Consider the following 24,803-nt stretch of genomic DNA (forward strand, 5'->3'; position numbering starts at 1 on the left):
TTCGCCAGACGAAAGCCGCTCGTCCGGCGCGCTCGCCGAGCCGGACGCCCGTACCGGACAAGCGGCGATCGTTCGGTGCGGCAGGTTACGCAACGCCCATCCGTTCACTGCTAAACATCCTTCGACGGCCGTAATAAGAACGTCTCGTGACTGTCACGGCACAGTCACGCCCGCATGGCGGAATGCCGGTAATGTCAACCGGCGCGAGTCATGCATGGGCCAGAAAACGTCCGCGACCTCACTGTTTCGTCACCCCATCGGCGCTCGCGCCGCCACTGCGTTCCTGTCCGGCTCGGGGGCAACCGACGGCGTGGTGTCGCACAAGCCGCCCGTCGCGCACACCACGCAGCACGAGGACCCCGAGCCGTCCGCCCATCGCTACCGCACCATCTGGCTGTCCGACATCCACCTCGGCTCGAGCGGCTGTCAGGCGCCCTACCTGCTGGACTTCCTGCGTCACAACGACTCGGAATACCTGTACCTCGTCGGCGACATCATCGACGGCTGGCAGTTGAAGAAAGGCTGGTACTGGCCGCAGGCGCACAACGACGTCGTGCAGAAGATCCTGCGCAAGGCGCGCAAGGGCACGCAGGTGGTCTACATCCCCGGCAACCACGACGAAGGCGCGCGGCAGTTCTGCGATCTCGCGTTCGGCGACATCCAGGTGCGCGGCGAGGCATTCCACACGACGCTCGCAGGCAAACGTTTGTGGATCGTGCACGGCGACCTGTTCGACGGCGTGATCCAGCACGCGAAATGGCTCGCGTACCTCGGCGACACGCTCTACACGCTGATCCTCGTGCTGAACCGCTGGTTCAACCGGATCCGCAGCCGGCTGGGCTTCCAGTACTGGTCGCTGTCGCAGTACCTGAAGCACCAGGTGAAGAACGCGGTCAACTTCATCTCGCAGTTCGAGACCGTGATGACCGACGAGGCGCGCCGCCGCGGCTGCGACGGCGTCGTGTGCGGCCATATCCACAAGGCCGAGATCCGCGACATCGACGGCGTGCTGTACTGCAACGACGGCGACTGGGTCGAAAGCCTGTCCGCGCTCGTCGAAACGATGGAAGGCGAACTGAAGATCGTCTACTGGACGGTGATGCGCGCCGCACCGTCGGAGACCACGTCGCGCAAGGCCAAGGCCACTGCCTGACACCCCCTTACTTACAGGACAGATGCCGCGATGAAGATCATGATCGTCACCGACGCGTGGGAACCGCAGGTCAACGGCGTCGTGCGCACGCTGAAGAGCACGTCGCGCGAACTCACGGCGCTCGGCCACCGCGTCGAACTGCTGACGCCGCTGGAATTCCGCACGGTGCCCTGCCCGACCTACCCGGAAATCCGTCTGTCGATCCTGCCGTACCGCAAGCTGCGCGCGCGGATCGACGCATTCGCGCCCGACGCGCTGCACATCGCGACCGAAGGGCCGCTCGGGCTCGCCGCGCGGCGCTATGCACGCTCGCGCAAGCTGCCGTACACGACCGCCTACCACACGCGCTTTCCGGAATACGTGCAGGCGCGCTTCGGCATTCCGCTCGCCGCGACCTACCGCTTCCTGCACTGGTTCCACGGCCCGTCGCTCGCGGTGATGGCGCCGACGCCGGTCGTCAAGCAGGACCTCGAGAAATACGGCTTCACGAACGTGGTGCTGTGGACGCGCGGCGTGGATCTCGACATCTTCCGGCCGATGGAGTCGAAGGTGCTCAATACCGCGCGGCCGATCTTCCTGTACGTGGGCCGCGTCGCGATCGAGAAGAACGTCGAGGCGTTCCTGCGCCTCGATCTGCCCGGCTCGAAATGGGTCGCGGGCGAAGGCCCCGCGCTCGCGGAACTGAAGTCGCGCTACCCGGAGGCGAACTATCTCGGCGTGCTGTCGCAGGCCGAGCTCGCGAAGGTGTATGCTGCGGCCGACGTGTTCGTGTTCCCGAGTCGCACCGACACGTTCGGCCTCGTCCTGCTCGAGGCGCTCGCCTGCGGCACGCCGGTGGCCGCGTATCCCGTCACGGGCCCGATCGACGTGCTCAGCGGAGGCGACGCCGGCGCGATGCACGAGGACCTGCAGGAAGCCTGCCTCGAGGCGCTGAAGATCGAACGCACGACTGCGCGCGCGTGGGCGGAACGCTTCTCGTGGCGCGCGGCGTCCGAGCAGTTCGCGTCGCACCTGAAGCCGCTGCCGAAGACCGCGTACTCGCCCGCCGAAGGTGCCGCCGTTTGAAACGAGACCTGAACGACAAGACCCCGCCCTTTAACGCAACGCCGCAACGGCACCGGCCGTTCGACGAGGAAGAGCCGCACGCCGAAACGGACGCGCATCCGCACGAGCCGCTCGGCCCGGACGATCAACTGACGCCGCTGCCGCCGAACCCGTACAAGCGCCACCGCGGCATCACGCGTGCGTGGTTCGCGCTCAAGCATTCGCTGAACGGCTTTCGCGTCGCGATCCGCGAGGAAAGCGCGTTTCGCCAGGAGCTCACGCTCGCCGCGCTGATGCTGCCGATCGGCGCGTTCGCGCCGGTGCCGGCCGCGTCGCGCGCGCTGCTGATCGCCTCGGTGCTGCTGGTGCTGATCGTCGAGCTGCTGAACTCGAGCGTCGAAGCCGCGATCGACCGCATCTCGCTCGAGCGCCACGAACTCTCGAAGCGCGCGAAGGACCTCGGCAGCGCGGCCGTGACGGTCGCGCTGTTCGCGTGCGTGACGACCTGGGGCTTCGTGCTCGGCCCGGTCGTCGCACGCTGGCTCGGCTTCTAGGGCGCCTGCCCCGCCCCCCGCGTGCGGCGCTGCACCATGCGCCGCGCGGGGCCGCGATCACGAAATGCCCCGATGTGGCGAAACCCCGGTTTATAATCGTCCGCTAGACATAGAACAGCAACCCGCGCCGGACGAATCACGCAGCATCGATTGCAGCGCCCGCCAGTCCGGCATACACAGGGCCGGACGACATGGAAGCGAAACCTCCCCGCCGCACCCGCGAACGGATTCTCGAGTTGTCGTTGAAACTCTTCAACGAGATCGGCGAGCCGAACGTCACCACCACGACGATCGCCGAGGAAATGGAAATCAGTCCAGGCAACCTGTACTACCATTTCCGCAACAAGGACGACATCATCAACAGCATCTTCGCGCAGTTCGAGCAGCAGATCGAACGGCGGCTGCGCTTCCCCGAGGATCATCGTCCGACGATCGACGAAACCTGGTCGTACCTGCAGTACATGGCCGATTTCATGTGGACCTACCGGTTCCTGTATCGCGACCTCAACGACCTGCTCGCACGCAACCGCACGCTCGAGACGCACTTCAAGCAGATCATCAGCCACAAGGTGCGCTTCGCGCACGACATGTGCGAGCTGCTCGTCTCCGACGCCGAAATGGTCGCGACGCCCGCCGAGATCGAAGTCATCGCGACCAACATGGCGGTGATCTCGACGTACTGGCTGTCGTACCAGTACGTGATGCATCCGCGCAAATACAACGATCAGGACGCGATCCGCGAAGAGCTGCACCAGGTGAGCATGCACGTGATCTCGATCATGGCGCCGTACCTGCGCGGCCGCTCGCGCCAGCTGTTCGACGATCTGGTCTCCGGCAAGCTGCCCAAGCGCCAGTTCTCCGACTACCTGCCGCCGCGCGACGGTTCGCCGCGCCCGGCCGGCGGCCCCGTCGCCACCGGTCAAGCCGCCGCCAAGGACGCCAAGCAATGAAGGCAGTCTGCGTTTACTGCGGCTCGTCGTCCGGCGTGCGGCCCGTCTATGCCGATGCCGCGCGCGCGTTCGGCCGCGCGCTGGTCGACGCGGGCCTCACGCTCGTGTACGGCGGCGGCCGCGTCGGCCTGATGGGTGTGATCGCCGACGAAGTGATGGCGGCCGGCGGCCGCGCGGTCGGCGTGATCCCCGAGTTGCTCGTCGACAAGGAAGTCGGCCATACGGGGCTGTCGGAACTGCACGTGGTGCCCGACATGCACCATCGCAAGAAGATGATGGCCGACCTCTCCGACGCGTTCGTCGCGATGCCCGGCGGCGCCGGCACGCTCGAGGAGCTCTTCGAGGTCTACACGTGGGCGCAGCTCGGCTATCACCGCAAGCCCGTCGCGCTCTACAACATCGATGCGTTCTACGATCCGCTGATCGCGCTGTTGCGCCATACGGTCGACGAAGGCTTCATGCGGCCCGCCTATTTCGACGCGCTGTGCGTCGAATCGGAACCCGCCGGGCTGATCGAGCGGCTGCGCCGCTACCAGCCGCCCGCCCGCGACAAGTGGGCATCCGACGCAGCGAAGTAACCGTCACCGGAACCCGCACGCGATGACCGCACCGTCCGACCGCAAGGCCGTCCTCATCACCGGCGCGAGCCGTGGCATCGGCCGCGCGACCGCCGTGCTCGCGGCCGAGCGCGGCTGGGACGTGGGCATCAACTACGCGCGCGACGCGGCGGCGGCCGAACGGACCGCGCAGGCCGTGCGCGACGCGGGCGGCCGCGCGTGCATCGTCGCGGGCGATGTCGCGAACGAGGCGGACGTCGTTGCGATGTTCGACACCGTTGCCGCCGAATTCGGGCGGCTCGACGCGCTGGTCAACAACGCAGGCATCGTCGCGCCGTCGATGCCGCTCGCCGACATGCCGATCGACCGGCTGCGGCGGATGTTCGATACCAACGTGCTCGGCGCCTACCTGTGCGCGCGCGAAGCCGCGCGCCGGCTGTCCACCGACCGCGGCGGCCGCGGCGGCGCGATCGTCAATGTGTCGTCGATCGCGTCGCGGCTCGGCTCGCCGAACGAGTACGTCGACTACGCGGGCTCGAAAGGCGCGGTCGATTCGCTGACGATCGGCCTGGCAAAGGAACTCGGCCCGCACGGCGTGCGCGTGAACGCGGTGCGCCCCGGCCTGATCGAGACCGACATTCATGCAAGCGGCGGTCAGCCGGACCGTGCGGCCCGTCTCGGCGCGCAGACACCGCTCGGCCGCGCGGGCGAAGCGCAGGAGATCGCCGAGGCAATCGTCTGGCTGCTCGGCGATACGGCGTCCTATACGACGGGCGCCCTGCTCGACGTCGGCGGCGGCCGCTAAGCTGACGCGCGGCGCAACAATTCGGCGGTCGAAACCGCGCCGTGGTCACGGCGCCACAAATCTCCACAATTCCGTGACAGTTTCAGTAAACGTCCGTAACAATTCCGTGTTCTACTAGCGGACATTCAGACAGGTGTCTTGACACGCTGTCCGTTACCCGGATGTAGCCCCTTATCGGTCCAGCCCATGTCGCCGGACCGGCTCGACTCGACCCGAGATCTTTTCCATGCCTGGAACCGCAGCGCCCAGCCGGCGACGCACGCCCGTGCCCGCCCCGGCCGCGCACACCCGCTCGACCGCCGATACCGACGCCATCGCGACGCTGGATGTCGCCGGCACGCCCGTCTCCGCCTCGATCGCCGTCACCAGCCCCCCACGCGAGCGCTCGCTGCTGCTCGGCTGGCGCGCATGGCTGTTCGTCGCCGCACTGGTGTGTGCGTACACGCTGCCCGGCGTGCTCGGGCACGATCCGTGGAAACAGGACGAAACCTACACGTTCGGCATCATCCAGCACATGCTCGAAACCGGCGACTTCGTCGTGCCGACCAATGCCGGCCTGCCGTTCATGGAAAAACCGCCGCTTTACGCGTGGGTCGCGACCAGCCTCGCGTGGCTGCTGCAGCGCGTGATGCCGCTGCACGACGCGGCGCGCCTGGCGAGCGCGCTGTTCGCCGCGCTCGCGTTCGGCTTCATCGCGCGCGCGGCCCGCGCGGCCAGCCGGGCCAACGACTGGTTCGACCTGCGTGTGCTCGGCCCGGTCGTGCTGAGCGCGGGCACGCTCGTCGTCATCAAGCACGTGCACGACATGATGACGGACGTCGCGCTGTTTGCCGGCACGGCAATGGGGTTCTGCGGGCTGCTCGAACTCGTGATGCAGCACGTCGCGCGTGCGCAGCCGATGCGGCACGGGCTGCCGGCGCAGCCGGCGAGCCGCTGGGCCGCGCCGATCTTCGGCGCGGGCGTCGGCGTCGCGTTGATGGCGAAGGGGCTGTTCGTGCCGCTCGTGTTCGCGGCCACGCTCGTCTGCACGCTGGCGCTCTATCCGGCCTGCCGCACCCGCTCGTTCGCACGCGCGCTCGGCATTGCCGCACTCGTGTTCGCGCCGTTCGCGCTGATCTGGCCGACCGCCCTGTTCCTGCGCTCGGAAACGCTGTTCATGACGTGGTTCTGGGACAACAACGTCGGCCGCTTCTTCGGCTTCTCCGTTCCCGAACTGGGCGCCGAAAACGACAAGCCGTTCTTCATCCTGCGCGCGTTCCTGCTCGTCGGCTTCCCGGTCGCGCCGCTCGCGATCGTCGCGCTCGCCCGCGGCGCATGGCGCGACTGGCGCGCGCCGCGCATCGCGCTGCCCGTGCTGTTCGCCGGCATCGGGCTCGTGGTGCTGCAGGTGTCCGCGACGTCGCGCCAGCTCTACATCCTGCCGTTCTTCGCCCCGCTCGCGCTGGTCGCCGCGCAGGCGATCGACCGCCTGCCGCGCCGGCTGCATCTCGCGTGGGATTACCTGAGCCGCATCCTGTTCGGCACGGTCGTCGTACTCGCATGGGCGATCTGGGCGGTGATGGCCGATCCGGCCGCGTCGCATGCCGATCTCGCGCTGCTCGGCCGCTGGCTGCCGCTCGACTGGACGATGCCGATCCAGCCCGCGCTCGTGACCGGCGCGCTCGCGCTGACGGTCGGCTGGCTGACGCTGCTGCCGTCGCTGCGCACGACGGGCCTGTGGCGCGGCGCGCTGTCGTGGGGCGCCGGCGCGCTCGTCGCGTGGGGGCTGATCTATACGCTGCTGCTGCCCTGGCTCGACGTCGCGAAGAGCTATCGCTCGGTGTTCGACGACCTGAACGCGCATCTCGCGCTCGAATGGAACGACGGCGACTGCATGGCGAGCCTGCACGGGCTCGGCGAATCGGAAGCGCCGATGCTGTACTACTTCTCCGGCATCCAGCACACGCCGATCGACGACGCGAAGACGACGCGCTGCACGTGGATGATCGTGCAGGGCGTACGGGCCGTCGATCCGGCGCCGGGCAACGAATGGAAGCTGTTCTGGACCGGCGCCCGCCCGGGCGACAACGCGGAACTGCTGCGCGTCTACGTACGCACGCCCGAACAGCACCTGCAGTGACACGGGGCGGCGCGATGCGCCGTCCCGCCCGCCTTGACTGCCCTCTTCGGCACCGGCCGCACGCGTTGCGCGACGCCGGCCGGCACGAACCCGCCAGCGTGCGCGGGCTCGCCGCCCGTTTCCTCGTCGCGCCCAGGTCCGATCGTCAGAACGACGAGCCGGGCTCCCGCAGAAACGCCGTTTCCTCATCGGTCGACACGCGACCGAGAATCGCGTTCCGGTGCGGAAAGCGGCCGAAGCGCTCGACGACCGCCGCATGCAGCAACGCGAAGCGGTGATAGCTCTCGCACCCGGCCTCGTCGCGGATGCCCGCGCACAGGCGCACGGCCTCGCGCTGGCTCTCGACCGATTCGTCGTGCTCGAACGGCAGATACGCGAACGCACGATGATGTCCGCTCGGCAACTGCGCGTCCCAACCGGCCGCGACGACGCGACGGGCGAGCGCGAGCGCCTTCGGATCGGCGGCAAACGCGCGCGGCGTGCCGCGATGGATGTTGCGCGAGAACTGGTCGAGCACGACGATCAACGCCAGCGCCCCCTCCGGCGAACCGGCCCAGTGATCGCAGGCGCCGTCGCACGCGGCGTCGAGCAGCGCGCCGTAACGCGTGCGCAGCACGTCGTCGAACGCCGCGCCGCCGTTGAACCAGACCTTGCGGTTCTGCCCGAATTCGGCCGAGCCCGGCTCGCCGAACCAGAAATCGAGAATCTCCCGTGCCTGCGGATCGAGCGCCGCCGCGCCCGCTGTCCCGGTATCGATCGTCATGCAAACTCCAGTACGAGGCGCCGTGTGCGCGCGCTCTTCTTTTCCAGTTTCGCGACCCGCAGCCCGCCGATTTCGGACGTGTTGCGCACATGCGTGCCGCCGCACGGCTGCAGGTCGACGTTTTCGATGCGCAGCAGCCGCACGCGGCCGAGGCCCATCGGCGGCTTCACGCTCATCGTGCGCACGAGCTCGGGCCGCTCGGCCATCTCGTCGTCGGTGATCCATTCGGTCGTGACCGGATGCGCGCCGACGACGAGGCCCGCGAGGCGCCGCTCGACGTCGTCGCGGTCGATCGCGTCGGACGTCGCGAAATCGAGCCGCACGTAGTCGGCCGTCACGCTGCAGCCGTCGACCGCGTACGGCAGCACCGCGCACATCAGGTGCGCGGCCGTGTGCAGGCGCATGTGCCGGTAGCGGCGCACCCAGTCGATCGCGGCGACCACGCGCGTGCCGGGCGCAAGCGTCGCGACGCGCGCCTCCTCGCCCGGCGCGGGCACGTGCACCGCGTCGTCGGGCGTCGCGCCGTCGAACTTCGCCTTGCGCGTATCGGCAATCGCGATCGTGCTGCCGTCGGGCAGCGTCAGCGTGCCGGCGTCGCCGGCCTGGCCGCCGCCGAGCGGATAGAACACCGTGCGATCGAGCCGGATGCCATCGTCGCCGACGGCCTGGACGATCGCCTCGCATTGCGTGAGGTACGCGTCTTCGCGAAACAGCGCTTGTGTCGTCATCGGGGGAGCCTCGTGTCGATGGGGGAAACGGCCAGTGTCGCGCCGGGCCGCACGTGCGCCCAGACGCAGATCGTCTCGCGCGCGGGCAGCGGCGTACAGGTGGATCAACCGGGCCGGTTGCGCATCCAGTCGGCCGTGTCGTAGAACGAATGCATGAGCCGCTCGCGCAGCGGCTCCGGCAACCCGACGTCCTCCATCGCCCACGCCATGCAGCGCAGCCACTGGTCGCGCTCGACCGACGCGATCGGGAACGGCAGGTGCCGCGCGCGCAGCCGCGGATGGCCGAACCGGCTGATGTAGTGGTCGGGGCCGCCGAGCCAGCCGCACAGGAACCAGAACAGCTTGTCGCGCGACCCGTCGAGCGAAGGCGGATGCAGCGCGCGAATCTGCGCGAACTCGGGTTCGAGGTCCATCAGGTCGTAGAAGCGGTCCACCATGTCGCGCACGCGGGCTTCGCCGCCCACGAGCTCGAACGCCGTCGGTTGCGACGGCGCATCGTCATTCACATCGGTCATACGGATAGTCGGAAAACGGGATCTTCGGGCTGCGGGCGACGCTCAGGCGTCGCGCAGCGACTGCAGCGCGGGGCGCCGCAACACATTATGCAGGCTCAGCCAGCCGGCCGCACCGGCGCAGACGACGCCGGCCGCGATGCCGGCCGGCACGAGCCACGGATCGACGGCGAGCCGGAAATCGAACACGCGCGACGCGAGCACCCAGCCGACCGCGATCGCGCCCGCCGACGCGAGCGCGCCGGCCAGCGCGCCGACCACGATGAATTCCGCGCGCTGCACCGCATTGACCTGCGCGCGCGACGCACCGAGCGCGCGCAGCAGCGCGGCCTCGCGCACGCGCTCGTCGCGCGAGCCGGCGAGCGCCGTGTACAGCACGAGCACGCCGGCCGCGAGCGTGAACGCAAACAGGAACTGCACCGCCCCGACCACCTGCAGCATCATCCGCTGCAACTGCGCGAGGATCGGCGCGACGTCGATCGCGGTCAGGTTCGGGTAGCGCGCGATCAGCGGATCGAGCAGCGCGGCGTCCGATGCCGGCAGATGGAAGCTCGTCAGATAGACGGCCGGAAAATCCTTCAGCATCGGCGGCGGCATCAGCACGAAGAAGTTGACGCGGAACGAGCCCCAGTCGAGCTTGCGCACGCTCGTGACGGGCGCGTCGACCGTCAGCCCCGTCACGTCGAAGCGCAGCGTGTCGCCCGGCTTCACGTTCAGCGTCTTCGCCAGGCCGGCTTCGATCGAGATCTGCGGCGCGGCCGCGGTACCGAACCAGTCGCCTTCGACGATCCGGTTGTCCGACGGCAGTTCGGTCGTGTACGACAAGTTGAATTCGCGATCGACGAGCCGGCGCGCCTCTTCGGACGGATACGCGTCCGGATTCACCGGCTTGCCGTTGATCGCGACGAGGCGGCCGCGCACCATCGGCGCCGGTACGGCGTCGCGCACGCCGTGCGCGGCCAGATAGGCGGCGACATCGGCGCGCTGGTCGGGCTGGATGTCGATCAGGAACTGGTTCGGCGCGTCGGGCGGCGTCGACTGCCGCCAGCCCGCCACGAGGTCGTTGCGCGTGATCGCGATCAGCAGCAGGCACATCAGGCCGAGCGCGAGCGCGGTGATCTGCAGCGCGCTGGCCGTGCCGCGCCGGTGCAGCGACGCCAGCGCGTAGCGCCAGCCGACGCCCGCGGCCACGCGCGCATCGCGCACCGCGCGCGCGGCCGCGAACAGCACGAGCCGGGCGATCAGCGCGAACCCGACCAGCGCGCCGGCAAAGCCGCCCGCGACGATGAGGCCGAGTTTCAGGTTGCCGGCGGCCGCGATCAGCAGCCCCGCGAACAGCACGACACCGATCGCATACGCGGCCCACGCGGTGCGCGACGCGTCGCCCCACTCGCGCCGCAACACGCGTACCGGCGGCACGCGCGTGAGCGGCACGAGCGGCGGCAGCGCGAAACCGAGCAGCAGCACGAGCGCCGCGCCCATGCCGATCAGCGCCGGCCACAGCGTCGGCGGCGGCAGCACGACGTCGATCAGGCTGCCGAGCGCGGCCAGCAACGCCCAGTGGCCGCCATAGCCGAGCACCGCGCCCGCGGCGCCCGACACGATGCCGACGCCGGCGAATTCGAGCGCGAACAGCGCGCCGAGCGTGCGGCGGCTCACGCCGAGGCAGCGCATCGTCGCGCAGCCGTCGAGATGGCGCCGCATGTAGCGCTGCGCGGCCATCGCAATCGCGACCGCCGCGAGCAGCGCGGTCAGCAAGGCGACGAGCGTCAGGAAATGGCGCGCGCGATCCAGTGTCTGCCGCACCTGCGGCTGCCCTTCCTGCAACGACTCGAGCCCGACGCCGCGCAGCTTCCCGCCGTCGACGCGCGCGTGTGCATACGCTTCGAAGCGCGCGACGGCCGGTGCGTCGCCGGCGACCAGCAGCCGGTACGTGACGCGGCTGCCGTAGCCCGTGAGCCCGGTCGCGGCGAGTTCGTCCGCGCGCATCATCAGCCGCGGGGAAAAATTGACGAACGAAAAGCCGCGATCGAGTTCGCGGGCAATCGCGGCGGCGACGGTAAACGTGCGCAGCCCGACGCGCACCGTATCGCCCGCCTTGAGGTGCAGTGCATCGAGCAGCGCCGGGTCGGCCCATACGGTGCCGGGCGCGGGAATCGCGGTCGCCTTTTGCGCGACCGTCGCGCCGGCCGGCAGGATCTCGACCGCGCCGCGCAGCGGATAGCCGGGCGACACGGCCTTCACGGCCGCGAGGCGCGACGGCGCCGCGTCGGCGGCCTGCCCGCCCACGGCGGACGCGATCATGCTCGGGAAGATGGCCGTCGTCGCGGTACGCAGGCCGAGCGCGCGAGCCTGCCGGTCGAACGACGGATCGACGGGGCGATCGGCGCGCACGACGAAATCGGCGCCGAGCATCTGGCGCGCGTCGCGCTCGAGCCCCTGGCGCAGCCGATCGGCGAGAAAGCCGACGCTCGTCAGCGCCGCGACCGCGAGCACCAGCGCGAGGACCAGCAGCGTCAGTTCGCCCGCGCGCCAGTCGCGCGCGGTCATCCGGGCGGCCTGGTGGATCAGGTCGCGCAGGCCGAAGCGGCCCGCATGCGCGCGCCCGTCATGGCCGGGTTGCCCGGCCGGCGGCTGCCCCGCGTGTTGCGGCCCCTTCAATCGCGTTTTCCTCCGATCGAGTTGAGCCGCGACACCATGTGGTTCGCCATCCCGCGAAAACCGCCCGACACGCCGCGCCACAGGCGCGGCAGCGCCCATGCCGACGCCGCGACGAACGCGGCGAGCAGCACGAGGAACGCGAGCGGAACGAAGAACGCGAGGCCCAGCCCGCCGACCACGAGACCGTCCTCGGTCGATGACGCGACCCAGTTCGAAATCGGTTCGGGAGACAGGTTGATCAGCGCGCGCGTGCCGGCCTTCGCCACGTGCGCGGCGCCGGCGAGCGAGCCACCGGCGAGCCCTGCGACCGCCAGCATGGTCGGATCGGCATGGCCGAGCGCGCCGGCCGCGAGCACGGCGCCGGCCGGAATGCGGATGAAGGTGTGCACGGCATCCCACAGCGAGTCGAACGCGGGGATCTTGTCGGCAAGGAATTCGGTCACGGCGAGCACGGCCGCGGCGCCGATGACCCACGGCGACGTCAGCACGGCCAGCGTGTCGGGCAGGTGAAGCCAGCCGAACCGCGCCAGCACGCCGGCGATCAGCACCGTCAGGTACAGGCGCAGGCCGCTCGCCCACGCGAGTCCCGCGCCGAGCGAAATGGCTTCGATCATGGCCCTCTCCTTGCACTTTCCGTGCGTTTTGCCGATTGATCGGATCGGGTCGGACAGACCGGCCGCGGCGCGTGGCGACCGGCACCGCGTACCACGAGCGGCACGACGGCATTCAGGCCCGAATGCGTTCCATTATAGACAGGCCGGACGGCCGACCGGCGCAATTCCGCGGCGGCGCGGCATCCGGCAGACCGTCGTCAGGCGGCCGACGACAGCTTCAGGCCGACCAGCCCCGCGACGATCAGCGCCGCACTCGCGACGCGCGCGACGGTCAGCGCCTCGCCCATCATCACGATCCCGAACACGAACGCGCCGACCGCGCCGATGCCCGTCCACACCGCGTACGCGGTGCCGAGCGGCAACTGGCGCATCGCGACCGCGAGCAACCCGAAGCTGGCCAGCGCCGTCACGATCGTAAACAGCGACGGACCGAGCTTCGTGAAGCCGTCCGACGATTTCAAGCCGGCCGCCCAGGCCACTTCCAGCAAACCGGCGATCAACAACCATACCCACGCCATCTCGACGTACTCCGTATCGGATGGGGCCGTCCCCGTTGAAGCGAATGACCCGGGGTCGTCCCCGGGCGGCGCCGAGTATAACAAGAGGCTTACGGACCTGGCGGCTGTGGGCCGCCTCGGCGGCCGATGCGGGGCGCGACCGGCCGGACGCGGTCAGTTCGCCACGCGCTTGGGCGCGACGCCGCCGACGCAGCGGTCGTCGCGGTACAGCGCCCACTCCTCGCACACGCGGCCATCCTTGAACACGCACATGCCGACCTGCCCGCGCGGCAGGCTGCGGATCACGTGGCGACCACCGAGCTTCTCGCAGTTGACCGACGCGGGATTGGCCAGCGCCGCCTGCGCGGGCGGCTGCTGCCCGGGCGGCAGCGGCTGGGCGAACGCGCCGGGCGCAGCCAGCGCCAGCGCACAGCTGACGACCAGACGGACGGACATTGCACGCTCCTCGTTTTCGTTCGGGGAACGGTCAGGATAGCGGGGATTGCGCAGCCGGTGTGCAAGGGCGGCGGCGGTCGCGAAACTGTCGCGCCGGCACAACCCTGCCGGTGCGCGGCTCCGGGCCGCATGCCCTGCCGCGCACCGCCCGTCACACCGCGCCGACGAGCCGATAGCCGACGCCCGTCTCGGTGACGATGTGCTCGGGCTGCGCGGGATCGGCCTCGAGCTTCTGGCGCAGGTGCGCCATGTAGATGCGCAGGTAATGATGGCTCTCGACGTGCGACGGCCCCCACACGTCGCGCAGCAGCTGGCGGTGCGTGAGCACGCGCCCCGCGTGACGCACGAGCGTCGCGAGCAGCCGGTACTCGAGCGGTGTCAGGTGCACGATCGCGTCGTCGCGCCACACCTGGCGCAGCGCGAGATCGACGGTCACGGCGCCGAAGGTCACCTTCGGCGACGCGTTCGCGCCGCCCTGGTTGCGCCGGCGCAGTTGCGCGCGCATCCGCGCGCGCAGTTCGGACACGCCGAACGGCTTGGTCAGGTAATCGTCGGCGCCCGCGTCGAGCGCCGCGACCTTCTCCTCTTCCTGCGTGCGGGCGGACAGCACGATCACCGGCACCTCGGACCAGCCGCGCAGCTCGCGGATCACGTCGAGGCCGTCGGTGTCGGGCAGGCCGAGGTCGACGATCACGAGGTCGGGCTTGCGCGTCGCCGCGTCGATCAGCCCCTGCTTGCCCGTCTCGGCCTCGAACACCGCGATGTCCTCCTCCTCGAGCGCGGCGCGCACGAAGCGGCGGATCTGCTTTTCGTCCTCGATCAGGACGACGGTCAGGCTGGGTTCACTCATGGTCTGGCAATGGCTCGGATGGGGGCGATGCGCCCGGCAGGTCGGATTCGTCGTCGGGCACGGCCGGCGCGGCCGGCGGCGTGTCGACCGGCAGCGTGAACCAGAAGCGCGCGCCCGTCACGCGGCCGTCGGGCGCGGTGCGGTTGAGCGCGCCGATTTTACCGCCGTGCGCCTCGACGATCGCGCGGCAGATCGCGAGCCCGAGCCCGATGCCGGGCGTCGCCGACTCCTTCTCGCCGCGCGTGAACTTGTCGAAGATCCGCGTTTCCATGCCGACCGGCAGGCCGGGACCGTGATCGTCGACGTGCACGCGCACGAACGGGGTCCCGAACGGGCTCCCGTCGTCGGTCACGCGCTCCGCGCCGATGTCGAGCGACGTATCGGGCGGCGTGTACTTCGCCGCGTTCTCGAACAGGTTGGTGAACAGCCGCTCCATCAGCACCGCGTCCATCTGCAGCAACGGCAGGTCGGCCGGCAGCGCGACACGCACGGGATGACGCGCGAGCACCCGCCGGCAGGCGGCGAGCGCGGCGCCGACGGTTTCCTCGAGCAGCGACCACTGGCGCTTGAGCTGCAGGCTGCCGCCCTGCAGCCGCGCCATGTCGAGCAGGTTCGTGACGATGCCCGTCATGCGCAGCGCCTCGTCGTGAATCGCGTCGACGAGTTCGCCCTCGCGCTGCGCGAGCCGCGCGGCCGCCGCGGCGTCGCCCGCGTCGGCGGCCGCGCGCCCGTTCGCGAGCATCGACGAAAAGCCGACGATCGTCGTGAGCGGCGTGCGCAGGTCGTGCGAGATCGCCGACAGCAGCGAGTTGCGCAGCCGCTCGGACTCCATGTTGACGAGCGCGTCGCGCGCGATCTCGACGTAATGCACGCGCTCGAGCGCGAGCGCGATCTGCGCGGCGAATGCGTCGAGCATCCGCTGCTGCTCCGGCACCTCGAGTTCGCGCGGCTCGCGCGATGCGACCGCGAGCACGCCGCGCGTGCGCATCGGCGCTTTCAGCGGCAGGTACAGCGCGGCCGTCGCCGGCAGCGTATCGGTGCCGCGCCCGGCCGGCTTCTGCTGGTCGTACACCCACTGGCCGACGTCGCGGTCGAGCGCCGCGCCCGTCAGCGTCACGGCCGCATCGGGCTCCTCGATCTTCTGCCGCACCTGGTCCGCGCTGTCGGGCAGCAGGAACGCGACGCGTGCGCGAAACACCTCGCCCACGTGGCGGCTGCCGATCTCGACGATCTGCTCGGTCGTCAGCGCCGCGCCGAGCTCGCGCGCCATCGCGTAGATCGCGCCGGTGCGGCGCTCGCGGCGCTGCGCGACGCTCGCCTGACGCGTGAGCGTCGACGTCAGGTGGCTGATCACGAGCGACGTCAGCAGCATCCCGAAGAAGGTCAGCAGGTATTGCGTGTCGCTGACCGAGAACGACATGCGCGGCGGCACGAAGAAGAAATCGAACGCGGCCACCGACAGGAACGACTGCAGCACGCCCGGGCCGCGCCCGAGCCGCACGGCCGAAAACACCACGCCGAGCAGGTACAGCATCACGAGATTCGTGAGGTCCAGCCGCCCGGACACGACGCTCGCGACGACGGTGATCGCCGCGCAGATCGCGGCCGCATACGCGTAATGGCGCGGCGGCGAACGATGCGTGCCGAACTGCGCGAACGCATCGCGCCAGTCGCGCGCCCGCGCGTCGAGCGGCGCGGCGCGCGCCTCGTCGCTCGCGGACGCGCGAATCAGCATCAGGTCGACGTCGCCCGCGCGTTCCGCCAGTTGCTCGCCGAACGGCCGCGCGAAGCGGCGCGCGAGCCCGACCTTCGGCGAGCCGCCCGCGACCAGCTTCGATACGTTGCGCACCTTCGCATAGCCGATCAGCGCGGCGACCGCGTCGGCGCCGGCGAGCGTGGCCGTCTCCGCGCCGAGCTCGGCCGCGAGCTTCAGCGCGTCGAGCGTGCGCTGCCGCCGCGCGTCGGGCAGCCGCTGCAGGCGCGGCGTCTCGACGTACACGGCGATCCAGTCGGCCTTCAGGCTCGCGGCCAGGCGCGCCGCCGCGCGCACGAGCGTCGGCGCCTCGGCGCCCGGGCCGACGCACACGAGCAGCCGCTCGCGCGCCTGCCAGATGCGCTGGATCGACCGGTCGGCGCGGTATTCGCGCATCTGCGCGTCGACGCGATCGGCCGTGCGCCGCAGCGCCAGCTCGCGCAGCGCGATCAGGTTGCCCTTGCGGAAGAAGTTGCGCACCGCGCGCTCGGCCTGCTGCGCAAGATAGACCTTGCCGTCGCGCATGCGCTCGAGCAACTCCTCGGCCGGCAGGTCGACGAGCGTGACTTCGTCGGCCGCGTCGAACACGCGATCGGGCACGGTTTCCCACACGCGGATGCCGGTGATCGCGCCGACCACGTCGTTCAGGCTCTCGAGGTGCTGGACGTTGACGGTCGTATACACGTCGATGCCCGCGTCGAGCAGCTCGTAGACGTCCTGCCAGCGCTTCAGGTGCCGTGCGCCCTGCACGTTCGAATGCGCGAGCTCGTCGACGAGGATCAGTTGCGGCGCACGCGCGAGCGCGCCGTCCAGGTCGAATTCGGCGAGCGTGCGGCCGCGATGGTCGATGCGGGCGAGCGGCAGCACGTCGAGGCCGTCGAGCAGCGCGGCGGTCTCGCCGCGGCCGTGGGTCTCGACGATGCCGACGACGACGTCGACGCCTTCCTGCCGGCGCTGCCGCGCGGCCTGCAGCATCGCGTAGGTCTTGCCGACGCCGGCGGACGCGCCGAAGAAGATCTTGAGCTGGCCGCGCCGCTGCTTTTCTTCGTCTCGCTGCAGCTTGTCGAGAAGTTGGTCTGGATCGGGACGGTTCATGCGTGAGGAAAGCGGAGCGCCCGGTTGCGCGCAGGTACGAGCATTGTGGTTCCAAATCGCCGCAAAAGGCAAAGACGGCGCGCGCGCCGTCGGCAAAAGCGCATCCGGCGCGGTTCAGGCGCGCCGGATGCCGGTCGGCACGCGCGATCGGTCAGTGCGCGACCTGCGCCGCGTCGAGCGCGAGGTTCAGCTTCAGCACGTTCACGCGCGGCTCCCCGAGCACGCCGAACTGGCGGCCCGTCGTGTTCGCGGCGACGAGTTGCGCGACCGCGTCCGGCGCAAGGTTGCGCACCTTCGCGACGCGCTCGACCTGGTACGCGGCGGCGGCCGGCGTGATCTCCGGATCGAGGCCGCTCGCCGACGCCGTCACGAGATCGACCGGCACCGGCTTCGACAGGTCGGTGCCGGCGTCGCGCAGCGCGGCGAGGCGCGCCTTCACCTGATCGGCGAGCGACGGGTTGAGCGGGCCAAGGTTCGAGCCGCCGGAGCCGGCCGCGTTGTACGGCATCGGCGCGGTGGCCGACAGCCGGCCCCAGAAATACTTCGGTGCGTCGAACGGCTGGCCGATCAGCGCGGAGCCGACGACCTTGCCGTCCTGTTCGATCAGGCTGCCGTTGGCCTGCGACGGGAACACGGCCTGACCGAACACGGTCATCGCGGCCGGGTAAGCGAGCCCCGTCACGGCGGTCAGGACGACGAACAGTACGACGAGCGGGCGAATCAACGATTTCATGATGGTTCCTTCGGGTGCGGCCGGCGTAGGTGGGGCCGGTTCAGATGCAGCCGGCTCAGGCCCAGCCGAGCGCGGCGAGCGTCATGTCGATCAGCTTGATGAACGGGAACGGCAGCAGCACGCCGCCGAGCCCGTAGACCAGCAGGTTGCGGCGCAGCAGCGACGCGGCGCCGAGCGGCCGGTAGGTCACGCCCTTCAGCGCGAGCGGAATCAGCGCGACGATGATCAATGCGTTGAAGATCACCGCCGACAGGATCGCGGACGCCGGCGAGCTCAGGTGCATGATGTCGAGCACGCGCAGTTGCGGGTACGTCGTCACGAACGCGGCCGGAATGATCGCGAAGTACTTCGCGATGTCGTTCGCGATCGAGAACGTGGTCAGCGACCCGCGCGTCATCAGCATCTGCTTGCCGATCTCGACGATCTCGATCAGCTTGGTCGGGTTCGAGTCGAGGTCGACCATGTTGCCGGCCTCCTTCGCCGCCTGCGTGCCGGTGTTCATCGCGACCGCGACGTCCGCCTGCGCGAGCGCCGGCGCGTCGTTGGTGCCGTCGCCCGTCATCGCGACGAGGCGCCCGGCCGCCTGGTGCTCGCGAATCGTCGCGAGCTTGGTTTCCGGCGTCGCTTCCGCGAGGAAATCGTCGACGCCCGCTTCCGCCGCGATCGCCGCGGCCGTCAGCCGGTTGTCGCCCGTCACCATCACCGTCTTGATGCCCATCTTGCGCAGCTCCGCGAAGCGCTCCTTGATGCCGCCCTTCACGATGTCCTTCAGCTCGATCACGCCGAGCACGCGCGCCGCCCCGTCCTGCAGGTCGGCCACGACGAGCGGCGTGCTGCCGCGGCGCGCGACGTCGTCCACCGCGCGGCGCACGTCTTCCGGAAAGCGGCTGCCGTGCGCCTCGACGTAGCGGCGGATCGCATCGGCCGCGCCCTTGCGGATTTCGCGGCCCGGCAGATCGACGCCGCTCATCCGCGTCTGCGCGGAAAAGCCGAGGAACGTCGCGTGCAGTTGCGCCATGTCGCGCTGGCGAATGTCGAAGCGCGCCTTCGCGAGCACGACGATGCTGCGGCCTTCCGGCGTTTCGTCGGCGAGCGACGACAGTTGCGCGGCATCGGCCAGCGCTTCCTCGGTCACGCCGGGCGCCGGCACGAACGTCGACGCCTGGCGGTTGCCGAGCGTGATCGTGCCGGTCTTGTCGAGCAGCAGCACGTCGACGTCGCCGGCCGCCTCCACCGCGCGCCCCGACGTCGCGATCACGTTCGCCTGCATCATCCGGCTCATCCCGGCCACGCCGATCGCGGACAGCAGGCCGCCGATCGTCGTCGGGATCAGGCACACGAGCAGCGCGACGAGCGCGGTGATCGTCACCACGTGGCCGGCCTTCATCGCCTCGACCGAGAACATCGAGAACGGCAGCAGCGTCGCGGTCGCGAGCAGCATCACGATCGTCAGCGCGACGAGCAGGATCGTCAGCGCGACCTCGTTCGGCGTCTTCTTGCGCTTCGCGCCTTCGACCATCGCGATCATCCGGTCGAGGAACGCCTCGCCCGGATTCGCGGTGACCTTGACGACGATCCAGTCCGACAGCACGCGCGTGCCGCCCGTCACCGACGAGAAGTCTCCGCCCGACTCGCGGATCACCGGCGCGGATTCGCCGGTGATCGCCGATTCGTCGACCGACGCGACGCCGTCGAGCACCTCGCCGTCGGCCGGGATCACGTCGCCGGTCTCGACGAGCACGACGTCGCCTTTACGCAGGTCGGACGCGGTCGTGATGCGGATCGGCGACTTCGGATGCGGCTCGTTCAGCTTCTTCGCCATCACGTCCTTTTTCGCGCTGCGCAGCGACGCGGCCTGCGCCTTCGAGCGCCCTTCCGCGAGCGCTTCGGCGAAGTTCGCGAACAGCACCGTGAACCATAGCCACAGCGCGACCGCGAGGATGAAGCCCGCGGGCGCCTCGGCCTGGCCGGCGAGCGCCGCGATCCACAGGATCGTGGTCAGGATGCTGCCGACGTACACGCAGAACATCACCGGGTTGCGGAACTGCGTGCGCGGCGTGAGTTTCTTGAACGAATCCACGATCGCCGGGCGCAGCAGCGCCGGATCGAACATGGACCGTGTTGCGGAATGTTGAGTCATTGCGATCTCTTCAAGCTCTTCAGTCTTTTCAAATGTGTCGCCGTGCGGGCACGCGTCACGCGCCCAGCCACATCATCAGGTGCTCGACGCCCGGGCCCAGCGCGAGCGCCGGCACGTAGGTCAGCGCACCCACCAGCAGCACGGTGCCGAGCAGCAGCACGACGAACAGCGGGCCGTGGGTCGGCAGCGTGCCGCTCGTCACCGCGATGCGTTTCTTCGCCGCGAGCGAGCCGGCGATCGCCAGCACCGGCACGATCGTGCCGAAGCGGCCGAACCACATCGCGATCGCGGTCATCCAGTTGTAGAACGGCGTGCCGACCGTCAGGCCCGCGAACGCGCTGCCGTTGTTGTTCGCGGCCGAGCTGAACGCATAGAGGATTTCCGAGAAGCCGTGCGGGCCGGGGTTCGCGATGCCGGCCTTGCCCGCGTCCGCCAGCACCGCGATCGACGTACCGACCAGCACGAGCAGCGGCGTGAGCAGCACGACGATCGACACCATCTTCATCTCGTACGACTCGATCTTCTTGCCCACGTATTCCGGCGTGCGGCCGATCATCAGGCCGGCGACGAACACCGCGAGCAGCGCGAACACGAGCATCCCGTAGAGGCCGGAGCCGACCCCGCCGTAGACCACCTCGCCGAGCTGCATCAGCAGCATCGGCACGAGGCCGCCGACCGGCGTCAGCGAATCGTGCATCGCGTCGACCGCGCCGCACGACGCGGCCGTCGTCGCGACCGTGAAGATGCCGGTCTGCGCGATCCCGAAGCGCGTTTCCTTGCCTTCCATGTTGCCGCCCGGCTGCAGCGCGCTCGCCGACTGGTCGACGTGCAGCGCGACGAGCGTCGGGTTGCCGGCCTGCTCGGCGCTCACCTCGACGCCGGTCGCGACCGCGAACGCGACCGTCATCGCCGCGAGCACCGCGATACCCTGCCGCCGGTCGCCGATCATTCGGCCGAACACGAGGCACAGCGCGGCCGGGATGATCAGGATCGCGAAGATCTGCACGAAGTTCGCGAACGGCGTCGGGTTCTCGTACGGGTGCGCGGAGTTCGCGTTGAAGAAGCCGCCGCCGTTGGTACCGAGCATCTTGATCGCTTCCTGCGACGCGACGGGGCCCATCGCGAGCGTCTGCTTCGTCAACGGGGTCGGCACCGTGACCGCGTTGCCCTTGTCGTCCTTCACCGGGTTGCCCTGCGCGTCGAGCTTCGGCGCCGCATAGGTGCTCGCCTGCAACACCGGCACGTCCTGGTACGCCGTCATGTTCTGCAGCACGCCCTGGCTCATCAGCAGCGCGGCGACGAGCGCCGCCATCGGCACGAGCACGTACAGCGTCACACGCGTCAGGTCGACCCAGAAGTTGCCGATGGTCTGCGCGGTGTGGCGCGCGAAGCCGCGGATCAGCGCGATCACGACGACGATGCCGGTCGCCGCCGACAGGAAGTTCTGCACGGTCAGGCCGAGCATCTGCGTCAGGTAGCTGACGGTCTGCTCGGGCGTGTAGTCCTGCCAGTTCGTGTTGGTGACGAAGCTGACGGCCGTGTTGAACGCGCCGTCGGCCGTCATCGCGCCGAACTGCTGCGGGTTGCCGGGCAGCAAGCCCTGCAGGCGCAGCAGCCCGTAGAGGAACAGCACGCCGAGCGCGTTGAACGCGATCGTCGCGACCGCGTATTGCTTCCAGTTCATCTCGGTGCCGGCGTCGACGCCCGCGACGCGGTACAGCACCCGTTCGAGCGGCCCGAACACGCGCACGACGCGCGCGCTGCCGTCCATCACCGCCGTCAGATAGCGCGCGACCGGCACGGCCGCCGCCAGCAGCACGACGATGAACAGCAGCGTCTGCAACAGGTTGTTCGCGTTCATTCGATGTCCTCCGCGCGCAGCAGCGCAAAGACGAGATACGCGAACAGCAGCGCGGTGGACGCGCCCGCCAGCCAAAGCATCCAGGTCATGCTCGCCCCCCGCGACCGTATTGCACGAGCTTCTCGCAACCGGCAACCAGACCGAGGATCAGCACGGTGAAAAGCACCAGGGCGCCGATGAATACCCCATCCATTTTTGTGTTCTCCGTCGTCGAAATCAGACGACTGCAACGTTATGGGAACGCACGTAAAGGGCGGGTCAAAGGTATCGGGGCGGATATAAAAAACGTGTAAACGCGAGGCGGGAGCAGAACGGAGGCAGGACGGGCGGCGCCGCAGCGCCGCCCGCGAAGGCGCGTGCCGGCATGGCGCCGGCACGGAAAGGAACGGTCAGGGAACGAGGATCGTCGAGCCGGTGGTCTTGCGCGCTTCCAGATCCGCATGCGCGCGGCCGACTTCCGCGAGCGGATAGCGCTGGTTGATGCTCGTCTTCACCTTGCCCGACAGGATCACGTCGAACAGCTCGGCGGCCGCCGCTTCGAGATCGGCGCGCTTCGCGATGTACGAGAACAGCGTCGGCCGCGTGAAGAACAGCGAGCCGCGCGACGAGAACTCCTTCGAGTCGATCGGCGGCAGCGGGCCGGACGCGTTGCCGAAGCTGACGAAGTAGCCGAGCGGCGCGAGGCTGTCGAGCGAGCCGACATAGGTGTCCTTGCCGATCGAATCGTAGACGACCGGCACGCCCGCGCCGTGGGTGATCTCCTTCACGCGCTGCGTGAAGTTTTCGCGCGTGTAGACGATCGGGTGATCGCAGCCGTGCGCCTTCGCGAGTTCGGCCTTTTCGTCGGAGCCGACCGTGCCGATCACGGTCGCGCCGAGCGCCTTCGCCCACTGGCACACGAGCAGCCCGACGCCGCCGGCCGCCGCATGGATCAGGATCGTGTCGCCGGCCTTCACCGGGTACGTGCGACGCAGCAGATAGTGCGCGGTCAGCCCCTGCAGCATCACCGACGCCGCATCGTCGTAGCCGATACCGTCGGGCAGCTTCACGAGTTTCTCGGCCGGCAGCACGCGCTCCTGCGCATACGCGCCCGGGGGCTGCGCGACGTAGGCGACGCGATCGCCGACCTTCAGCGCGCTCACGCCGTCGCCGACGGCCGTCACTTCGCCGGCCGCCTCCATCCCGAGGCCCGCCGGCAGCGGCTGCGGATACAGGCCCGTGCGGAAATACACGTCGATGTAGTTGAGCCCGACCGCGTGCTGGCGGATGCGCACCTCGCCGGCCTTCGGCGCGTCGACGTCGACATCGACCCACTTCATCACGTCCGGGCCGCCCGGCTGGTCGTATCGGATTGCTTTCGGCATCGTTTTGCTCCTCGTCTGTCTGTCGGTCAGGGAAATCCGGATCGCCGATGCGCGCGCCGCACCGATTCGTACGGGAGCCGGCAGGCGCGCATGGCGACGCACGATTCTCGCGCGTCGCCGCCGTCCGTGCATGGCCCTGCCGTCGGCAGGGACAATCGGCCGGCGCCCGCGCCTAGCAAACGTCCTGCATGTTCCGCGCCAGATCGTCGAGCAGCATCCGCGCGGTCGCGACGTTGGTCGCGACCGGCACGTCGTGCACGTCGCAGGCGCGCACGAGCGCGGTGATGTCGGGGTCGTGCGGCTGCGCGGTCATCGGATCGCGCAGGAACACGACGATGTCGACGCGGCCGTCGGCCAGTTCCGCGCCGATCTGCAGGTCGCCGCCGAGCGGCCCCGACAGCTTGCGCTCGACCTCGAGCCCGTGCGCGGCGGCGATACGGCCGCCCGTCGTGCCCGTCGCAACCAGCCGGCATTGCGCGAGCGTCTCGCGATACTGGCCCGCGAGCGCGACGATCTCGTCCTTCTTCGCGTCGTGCGCAATCAATGCGATGCGGGGTTTGCTCATCTCCGTTTCCTTCGTCGTTCGGTTGTTCGGTCGTTGTGTCGTGGTCTTGAATCGCAAAGCGCGGGTCAGAACGTGCCCGGATACGCGCCGCCGTCGAGCAGCCAGTTCTGCCCGGTGATGTAGCCGGCGTGCACGCTGCACAGAAATGCGCAGGCCGCGCCGAATTCGGCGCGCGTGCCGAGGCGCCCGGCCGGGATGTCCCGGGTGCGCCGCGCACGCATCTCGTCGACCGTCACGCCCTGCGCCTTCGCCGATGCGGCGAGCGTCGTCGCGATCCGGTCGGTGTCGAACAGCCCCGGCAGCAGGTTGTTGATCGTCACGCCCTGCCCCGCGACCTTGCGCGACAGCCCCGCGACGAAGCCGGTCAGCCCCGAGCGCGCGCCGTTGGACAGCGCCAGCACGTCGATCGGCGCCTTCACGGCCGAACTCGTGATGTTGACGATCCGGCCGAAGCCGCGGCCGATCATCCCGTCGACGGTCGCACGGATCAGCTCGATCGGCGTCAGCATGTTCGACTCGAGCGCACGGATCCAGTCGTCGTGGGAGAAATCGCGGAAATCGCCGGGCGGCGGGCCGCCGGCATTCGTCACGAGAATGTCCGGCTGCGGGCACGCGGCGAGCGCGGCCGCGCGGCCGTCCGGCGTCGTGATGTCGCAGGCGACCGCCGTGACCGACACGTTCGCGCCGGCGCGGATCTCTTCCGCGGTTTCCTCCAGCGTGTCGCGCGTGCGCGCGACGATCACGAGGTTCACGCCCTCCGCGGCCAGCGCTTCCGCGCAGCCGCGCCCGAGGCCCTTGCTCGCCGCGCACACGAGCGCGGTCTTTCCTTCGATGCCGAGATCCATCGTCGCTTCCCTGGTGGCGCGCGTGCCGGCGCGGCCCCGCGTTGCCGCCGGCGGGCGGGCGAACGGGCGTGCGCGGCACGCGGATTGTCGTGAGACGTCGATAATATCCGGATCGCGCGGCGCGCCTTGGTAAAATTGCGGCCATCGGCGGCGGCCGGCACGCGCCCGCCGCCGCCCCCCGATC

General features: G+C 69.7%; 23 protein-coding genes. 7 read left to right on the plus strand and 16 right to left on the minus strand.

Annotated features, from left to right (window positions below):
• Positions 1-214 precede the first annotated feature (214 nt).
• The 7 genes from WS96_RS14640 to WS96_RS14670 all read left to right on the plus strand — a co-directional run bounded on the left by WS96_RS14640 (position 215) and on the right by WS96_RS14670 (position 7,182).
• The gene (locus WS96_RS14640; RefSeq protein WP_034207983.1) at positions 215-1,153 is read left to right on the plus strand and encodes a UDP-2,3-diacylglucosamine diphosphatase; all 939 of its coding nucleotides are present in this window, start codon (positions 215-217) and stop codon (positions 1,151-1,153) included.
• A gap of 30 nt (positions 1,154-1,183) precedes the next feature.
• On the plus strand, positions 1,184-2,218 hold the full coding sequence (locus tag WS96_RS14645; RefSeq protein WP_059833345.1) for a glycosyltransferase family 4 protein: 1,035 nt from the start codon (positions 1,184-1,186) through the stop codon (positions 2,216-2,218).
• Positions 2,215-2,751 (plus strand): diacylglycerol kinase, encoded by a 537-nt coding sequence (locus WS96_RS14650; protein WP_034207985.1) that lies wholly within the window; start codon positions 2,215-2,217, stop codon positions 2,749-2,751. The genes WS96_RS14645 and WS96_RS14650 overlap by 4 nt, the downstream gene beginning before the upstream one ends.
• 191 nt (positions 2,752-2,942) lie before the next feature.
• Positions 2,943-3,701 carry a TetR/AcrR family transcriptional regulator gene (locus WS96_RS14655; protein WP_034207986.1) on the plus strand — a complete coding sequence of 253 codons (759 nt, stop codon included), beginning with the start codon at positions 2,943-2,945 and terminating at the stop codon, positions 3,699-3,701.
• Positions 3,698-4,279, plus strand: a complete 582-nt coding sequence (locus WS96_RS14660) for a TIGR00730 family Rossman fold protein (RefSeq protein ID WP_059833347.1) — start codon at positions 3,698-3,700, stop codon at positions 4,277-4,279. The genes WS96_RS14655 and WS96_RS14660 overlap by 4 nt, the downstream gene beginning before the upstream one ends.
• 22 nt (positions 4,280-4,301) lie before the next feature.
• Complete coding sequence (locus tag WS96_RS14665; protein WP_059833349.1) at positions 4,302-5,063, plus strand: SDR family oxidoreductase; 762 nt, start codon at positions 4,302-4,304, stop codon at positions 5,061-5,063.
• Between the two features lie 226 nt (positions 5,064-5,289).
• A complete protein-coding gene (locus WS96_RS14670) occupies positions 5,290-7,182 on the plus strand; it encodes an ArnT family glycosyltransferase (RefSeq protein ID WP_059833351.1) in 1,893 nt (630 codons plus the stop codon).
• 145 nt (positions 7,183-7,327) lie between these two features.
• On the opposite strand, the gene WS96_RS14675 is transcribed toward WS96_RS14670, so the two are convergent.
• The 16 genes from WS96_RS14675 to WS96_RS14755 form a co-directional block, all read right to left on the minus strand.
• Entirely contained in the window at positions 7,328-7,945 is a 618-nt protein-coding gene (locus tag WS96_RS14675) for a DUF924 family protein (RefSeq protein ID WP_059833353.1), read from the minus strand.
• Positions 7,942-8,673, minus strand: coding sequence for an alanyl-tRNA editing protein (locus WS96_RS14680; RefSeq protein ID WP_059833355.1), 732 nt, complete (start codon positions 8,671-8,673; stop codon positions 7,942-7,944). Before WS96_RS14680 ends, WS96_RS14675 begins: the two co-directional genes overlap by 4 nt.
• Before the next feature lie 104 nt (positions 8,674-8,777).
• Entirely contained in the window at positions 8,778-9,188 is a 411-nt protein-coding gene (locus WS96_RS14685) for a group II truncated hemoglobin (protein WP_034207992.1), read from the minus strand.
• Positions 9,189-9,230: 42 nt separating this feature from the next.
• A complete protein-coding gene (locus tag WS96_RS14690) occupies positions 9,231-11,846 on the minus strand; it encodes an ABC transporter permease (protein WP_059833358.1) in 2,616 nt (871 codons plus the stop codon).
• Positions 11,843-12,460 carry a DUF4126 domain-containing protein gene (locus WS96_RS14695; RefSeq protein ID WP_059833360.1) on the minus strand — a complete coding sequence of 206 codons (618 nt, stop codon included), beginning with the start codon at positions 12,458-12,460 and terminating at the stop codon, positions 11,843-11,845. The genes WS96_RS14690 and WS96_RS14695 overlap by 4 nt, the downstream gene beginning before the upstream one ends.
• A 197-nt stretch (positions 12,461-12,657) precedes the next feature.
• Positions 12,658-12,978, minus strand: coding sequence for a quaternary ammonium compound efflux SMR transporter SugE (gene sugE / locus WS96_RS14700; protein ID WP_034208737.1), 321 nt, complete (start codon positions 12,976-12,978; stop codon positions 12,658-12,660).
• Between the two features lie 153 nt (positions 12,979-13,131).
• Positions 13,132-13,413, minus strand: coding sequence for a DUF333 domain-containing protein (locus tag WS96_RS14705; RefSeq protein ID WP_059833362.1), 282 nt, complete (start codon positions 13,411-13,413; stop codon positions 13,132-13,134).
• A 151-nt stretch (positions 13,414-13,564) separates the two neighbouring features.
• A complete protein-coding gene (kdpE, locus tag WS96_RS14710; protein ID WP_059833364.1) occupies positions 13,565-14,263 on the minus strand; it encodes a two-component system response regulator KdpE in 699 nt (232 codons plus the stop codon).
• On the minus strand, positions 14,256-17,111 hold the full coding sequence (locus WS96_RS14715) for a DUF4118 domain-containing protein (RefSeq protein WP_059833366.1): 2,856 nt from the start codon (positions 17,109-17,111) through the stop codon (positions 14,256-14,258). Before WS96_RS14715 ends, kdpE begins: the two co-directional genes overlap by 8 nt.
• 151 nt (positions 17,112-17,262) lie before the next feature.
• Positions 17,263-17,844, minus strand: coding sequence for a potassium-transporting ATPase subunit KdpC (gene kdpC, locus WS96_RS14720; protein WP_059833368.1), 582 nt, complete (start codon positions 17,842-17,844; stop codon positions 17,263-17,265).
• Positions 17,845-17,899: 55 nt separating this feature from the next.
• On the minus strand, positions 17,900-19,984 hold the full coding sequence (gene kdpB, locus WS96_RS14725; RefSeq protein ID WP_059833370.1) for a potassium-transporting ATPase subunit KdpB: 2,085 nt from the start codon (positions 19,982-19,984) through the stop codon (positions 17,900-17,902).
• A 55-nt stretch (positions 19,985-20,039) separates the two neighbouring features.
• On the minus strand, positions 20,040-21,845 hold the full coding sequence (gene kdpA / locus WS96_RS14730) for a potassium-transporting ATPase subunit KdpA (protein ID WP_059833372.1): 1,806 nt from the start codon (positions 21,843-21,845) through the stop codon (positions 20,040-20,042).
• Complete coding sequence (gene kdpF / locus WS96_RS14735; protein WP_006752209.1) at positions 21,842-21,934, minus strand: K(+)-transporting ATPase subunit F; 93 nt, start codon at positions 21,932-21,934, stop codon at positions 21,842-21,844. Before kdpF ends, kdpA begins: the two co-directional genes overlap by 4 nt.
• A gap of 300 nt (positions 21,935-22,234) precedes the next feature.
• Positions 22,235-23,209, minus strand: coding sequence for a quinone oxidoreductase family protein (locus tag WS96_RS14745; protein ID WP_059833374.1), 975 nt, complete (start codon positions 23,207-23,209; stop codon positions 22,235-22,237).
• Between the two features lie 172 nt (positions 23,210-23,381).
• The gene (locus tag WS96_RS14750) at positions 23,382-23,774 is read right to left on the minus strand and encodes a methylglyoxal synthase (protein WP_006478230.1); all 393 of its coding nucleotides are present in this window, start codon (positions 23,772-23,774) and stop codon (positions 23,382-23,384) included.
• Between the two features lie 65 nt (positions 23,775-23,839).
• The gene (locus WS96_RS14755; RefSeq protein WP_034208003.1) at positions 23,840-24,619 is read right to left on the minus strand and encodes an SDR family oxidoreductase; all 780 of its coding nucleotides are present in this window, start codon (positions 24,617-24,619) and stop codon (positions 23,840-23,842) included.
• Positions 24,620-24,803 lie beyond the last annotated feature (184 nt).

Origin of the sequence: Burkholderia sp. MSMB1835 (genome assembly GCF_001526365.1) — a bacterium.
Taxonomy (GTDB): Bacteria; Pseudomonadota; Gammaproteobacteria; order Burkholderiales; family Burkholderiaceae; genus Burkholderia.

Coding starts and splice junctions, on each gene's coding strand:
- WS96_RS14655 (WP_034207986.1), top strand. CDS start 2,943: ATGGAAGCGAAACCTCCCCGCCGCACCCGCGAACGGATTCTCGAGTTG.
- WS96_RS14670 (WP_059833351.1), top strand. CDS start 5,290: ATGCCTGGAACCGCAGCGCCCAGCCGGCGACGCACGCCCGTGCCCGCC.
- WS96_RS14705 (WP_059833362.1), bottom strand. CDS start 13,413: ATGTCCGTCCGTCTGGTCGTCAGCTGTGCGCTGGCGCTGGCTGCGCCC.
- WS96_RS14640 (WP_034207983.1), top strand. CDS start 215: ATGGGCCAGAAAACGTCCGCGACCTCACTGTTTCGTCACCCCATCGGC.
- sugE (WP_034208737.1), bottom strand. CDS start 12,978: ATGGCGTGGGTATGGTTGTTGATCGCCGGTTTGCTGGAAGTGGCCTGG.
- WS96_RS14660 (WP_059833347.1), top strand. CDS start 3,698: ATGAAGGCAGTCTGCGTTTACTGCGGCTCGTCGTCCGGCGTGCGGCCC.
- WS96_RS14685 (WP_034207992.1), bottom strand. CDS start 9,188: ATGACCGATGTGAATGACGATGCGCCGTCGCAACCGACGGCGTTCGAG.
- WS96_RS14715 (WP_059833366.1), bottom strand. CDS start 17,111: ATGAACCGTCCCGATCCAGACCAACTTCTCGACAAGCTGCAGCGAGAC.
- kdpE (WP_059833364.1), bottom strand. CDS start 14,263: ATGAGTGAACCCAGCCTGACCGTCGTCCTGATCGAGGACGAAAAGCAG.
- WS96_RS14695 (WP_059833360.1), bottom strand. CDS start 12,460: ATGATCGAAGCCATTTCGCTCGGCGCGGGACTCGCGTGGGCGAGCGGC.
- WS96_RS14755 (WP_034208003.1), bottom strand. CDS start 24,619: ATGGATCTCGGCATCGAAGGAAAGACCGCGCTCGTGTGCGCGGCGAGC.
- kdpA (WP_059833372.1), bottom strand. CDS start 21,845: ATGAACGCGAACAACCTGTTGCAGACGCTGCTGTTCATCGTCGTGCTG.
- WS96_RS14750 (WP_006478230.1), bottom strand. CDS start 23,774: ATGAGCAAACCCCGCATCGCATTGATTGCGCACGACGCGAAGAAGGAC.
- WS96_RS14675 (WP_059833353.1), bottom strand. CDS start 7,945: ATGACGATCGATACCGGGACAGCGGGCGCGGCGGCGCTCGATCCGCAG.
- kdpF (WP_006752209.1), bottom strand. CDS start 21,934: ATGACCTGGATGCTTTGGCTGGCGGGCGCGTCCACCGCGCTGCTGTTC.
- WS96_RS14665 (WP_059833349.1), top strand. CDS start 4,302: ATGACCGCACCGTCCGACCGCAAGGCCGTCCTCATCACCGGCGCGAGC.
- WS96_RS14745 (WP_059833374.1), bottom strand. CDS start 23,209: ATGCCGAAAGCAATCCGATACGACCAGCCGGGCGGCCCGGACGTGATG.
- kdpB (WP_059833370.1), bottom strand. CDS start 19,984: ATGACTCAACATTCCGCAACACGGTCCATGTTCGATCCGGCGCTGCTG.
- WS96_RS14645 (WP_059833345.1), top strand. CDS start 1,184: ATGAAGATCATGATCGTCACCGACGCGTGGGAACCGCAGGTCAACGGC.
- kdpC (WP_059833368.1), bottom strand. CDS start 17,844: ATGAAATCGTTGATTCGCCCGCTCGTCGTACTGTTCGTCGTCCTGACC.
- WS96_RS14680 (WP_059833355.1), bottom strand. CDS start 8,673: ATGACGACACAAGCGCTGTTTCGCGAAGACGCGTACCTCACGCAATGC.